The sequence below is a fragment of the Eubacterium sp. AF22-8LB genome (genome assembly GCF_003458715.1).
Taxonomy (GTDB): Bacteria; Bacillota_I; Bacilli_A; order Erysipelotrichales; family Erysipelotrichaceae; genus Holdemanella.
Genome location: NZ_QRVI01000054.1, coordinates 1 through 2603, shown reverse-complemented (window position 1 = coordinate 2603; position 2603 = coordinate 1). Strand labels below are relative to the sequence as shown.

Below are 2603 nucleotides of genomic sequence, written 5' to 3'. Positions count from 1 at the left end.
TATAAATGTCAACTTAAAAATGTACAGTTTTGATCATTTAAGAATGTACAATATTGACCACATCAATACCTGTTGTAGTAGATGGTAAAGATGTGGTCTTTTATCTAATAAGACATCGAAAGTAATCTTTCTTCTATTTTTTGTAACCTTTTTAAAACCTGTTTATATGGCTTTCCTAGACTTTGTCCATCAACTATTTGATATGGACCGATATAATATTGTATTTCCTCTAGATAAACAGAATATAATTCACAATATGGTCTTGATGCATTTATTGGTTCGCACATCATAACACATTTTTTGTTTTCCATATTGATGTCGAATAGATAATAATAAGTGAATGTATCTTCGCTGAATAGAATTGCTCTAATATTGTCTTTTTTACCGTTTCTTGTTTTGTTCAAATATTCAATTAGTTTACTGTTCATTAATCATTGTTCTCCTTTTTAATTAAATGGTCTTTCAATCTGTAAGATCTGCCGCTGATTGAGATTACCTTAGCGTGATGTAAGATTCTATCTACAATCGCATTTGCGATAACTGGATCACCAAATATATCATCCCATTCACCAAAGTTTATGTTTGTTGTGATGATGGTACTTTTGTTCTCATATCTTCTGTCAATCAATTGAAAAAATAGCTTAGAGTCTTCTTTATCAATAGGAAGATACCCAAGTTCGTCTATAATCAATAATTTATATTTATTGAAATGCTTTAATCGATCGTCTAATCTATTTTCTAATTTTGCTTTTTTTAGCTGCATAATCAAATCATGACATTTAATAAAATATGTCGCATTTCTTTTCTTGGCAGAGGCAATACCTATAGCTGTCGCCAAATGTGTTTTACCTACACCAGATGGTCCTAGAAATACAATGTTTTCCTTTTTATCTATAAATCCCAATGATTCGAATTCTAATATTTGTGCTTTGTTTACTGATGGTTGGAAATCAAAGTCAAAATCTTTAATTTCTTTAATAAAAGGGAATGCTCCAACTTTGACCATTGCTTTGATTAGATTCGTTTTACGATGGTCCATTTCAACATCTGTAAGTCTTAATAATCCTTCCGTAAAACTTAATTCATTAGCTGTTATAAAATCTATTACTTCATCCAAGCTTTCACTTGCTTTTTTAAGTTTTAGATATTCTAGATTATCTTTTAATCTTTGATACGTACTAATCATTTATACATTTCTCCCAGTTCTTTTAAATTGTTTTCTGCAAATTCCTTGATGCTTTGACCACTTCTCATTAAAGAGTATTCAGCCTTCTCAAGCGCATGTTCTGCTAGTTCTATTTTCTTTACGTTATCTTTGCTTATTTGATGTATTACGATTAATTCTGTGTTATCATACACGTAAAGATAGTCATCGAAAGCCTGGGCATTAAGTACTTTGCCACAATATTTGATTGGAGTAGAATACTTCTTGCCACTATAACTCACAAATCCTTGCGAGTCGGCTTTAAGTGACAATTCTTTGATTTTATAAAGGCTTCTTATATTGTCTTGTGGTAAAGGTGATAAGAAGCCTTTTTCTTTTTGTAAGTGTAAGATCGGTATCTTACCAGTTTCGGAATGAAGTTTATTGTTTTCTCTGTCACATATCTTAGTGACCTGATTTCGTAATCCAACTAAATCCAATAAACCATTGTATGCGTATAATTCATCAAGTAATTTCATCGGAGCTTCCACCTTAGCTTTAACTTCAGGTTCACCTGCGATACATGGCTTCACTTCAAAACCATAATCTTTTGCGAATTGTGCGAATTTGTTGTTGATCTTACCTTTAGAATGCTCAGTCCTTGGATCATCCATGACAGTTTTCATATTGTCGGTTCTTAACGTTTTAGGAACACCACCAGCCATTTCAAAAGCTGTATCCAGATGATGAAACAAGACTGTCTGAGTTTTGCTCATGGATAAGAAATATATCTTAAATCTAGAAAACGAATAAACTAAGGCAAAAACATTCAATGTTACTAGCTCACCAGTCTTTAATGTAATAGTTAATTCTTCTTTCCAATCGAGCTGCGCTTCTTCACCCATTCCCGTTTGATATGTGATTATATGTGCTTTGCTTTTACAATCTCTCTTTACTCCATTTACGGTTCTGTTTGTCTTGCCATCAAAATACGATTGAAATTCATTTCTTTGTGATATCCATCTTCTAAAAGAAGATTGAGCGCAATTTAAGTCATGGTTGTCGACTAAGTACTGCCATAACACACGTTTATAGAAGAACACCTGAACATCTTGTTGATTGAGCAAGTAATCAATAACATCATAATATTCATCTATTTTACTACCTCTTTTTCGAGTATCACATTTCGAATAACCATCAATATATTTGCTGACAGTTCTACGATCGACACCAAGTTCTCTTGCGATTTCTGATTTATTCACTTTAATACTGCCTACCTCCTGTAATCGTCCCAATATAAAAAGATCATTTAAGGAACGTATTTCTACATTGTTGTTTACTTCTATGTTGATTAACACTTATATACCTCCTTGTAAACCTCAAGGATTATATCAAAGCGTAATCAGAAGTGTACATTCTTAAATGATCATTTATGTACATATTTAGATTATCATTTATA

General features: G+C 31.9%; 3 protein-coding genes. All 3 read right to left on the bottom strand.

The window, feature by feature from the left end:
• Positions 1 to 104 precede the first annotated feature (104 nt).
• The 3 genes from DWY01_RS11325 to istA are packed head-to-tail and all read right to left on the bottom strand — an operon-like array spanning position 105 to position 2502.
• Positions 105 to 428, bottom strand: coding sequence for a hypothetical protein (locus tag DWY01_RS11325; protein WP_117996209.1), 324 nt, complete (start codon positions 426 to 428; stop codon positions 105 to 107).
• Complete coding sequence (gene istB / locus DWY01_RS11320; protein WP_117996208.1) at positions 428 to 1186, bottom strand: IS21-like element helper ATPase IstB; 759 nt, start codon at positions 1184 to 1186, stop codon at positions 428 to 430. Before istB ends, DWY01_RS11325 begins: the two co-directional genes overlap by 1 nt.
• On the bottom strand, positions 1183 to 2502 hold the full coding sequence (istA, locus tag DWY01_RS11315; protein ID WP_117996207.1) for an IS21 family transposase: 1320 nt from the start codon (positions 2500 to 2502) through the stop codon (positions 1183 to 1185). Before istA ends, istB begins: the two co-directional genes overlap by 4 nt.
• Positions 2503 to 2603 lie beyond the last annotated feature (101 nt).